This is a genomic window from Pseudoroseomonas cervicalis ATCC 49957, assembly GCF_000164635.1.
In the GTDB taxonomy this organism is placed as follows: domain Bacteria; phylum Pseudomonadota; class Alphaproteobacteria; order Acetobacterales; family Acetobacteraceae; genus Pseudoroseomonas; species Pseudoroseomonas cervicalis.
In genome coordinates, this window is the sequence record NZ_GG771253.1 from 1 (window position 1) to 537 (window position 537).

Sequence of the window (537 nt, forward strand, 5' to 3'; positions counted from 1 at the left end):
GCCGCGCGTCGCGCGCATCGCCGCCCTGGTGCTGCCGGTGGCGCTGGCCGCGCTGGTCTCCACTGATCTCGGCAACCGCATGGTGTGGTTCGCCCTCGGCCTGTCCCTGTCGCTCGGAGTGGTGGCCCGCCGTGCCGGATGAACCGTCTCTCCCCCCTCCGCCCGGACCCTATGCGCGCTGGGGCAAGCGCGGGCTGGACGCGCTGGGCGCGGCGCTGCTGCTGCTGGCGCTGGCGCCGCTGCTGCTGGCGGTGGCGCTGGCGGTGCGCCTCGCCCTCGGCCGCCCGGTGCTGTTCTGCCAGAGCCGCGCCGGGCGGCACGGCCGCCCCTTCACACTGATCAAATTCCGCTCGATGCGGGAGGGGCCGGGCGAGGATGCGGAGCGGCTGGGCCGCTTCGGCCGGCTGCTGCGGGCCAGCGCGCTGGACGAGCTGCCGCAGCTGATCAACGTGCTGCGCGGCGAGATGAGCCTGGTCGGGCCGCGGCCGCTGCCGCTGGCCTATCTGCCCCGCTACACGCCGGCGCAGCGCAGCCGGC

At 76.2% G+C, this 537-nt stretch carries 1 protein-coding gene; it reads left to right on the forward strand.

What is annotated here, in order from left to right; genetic code table 11:
• Positions 1–131: 131 nt before the first annotated feature.
• A partial coding sequence (locus HMPREF0731_RS22855; RefSeq protein WP_007006659.1) for a sugar transferase occupies positions 132–537 on the forward strand: 406 nt, incomplete at its 3' end.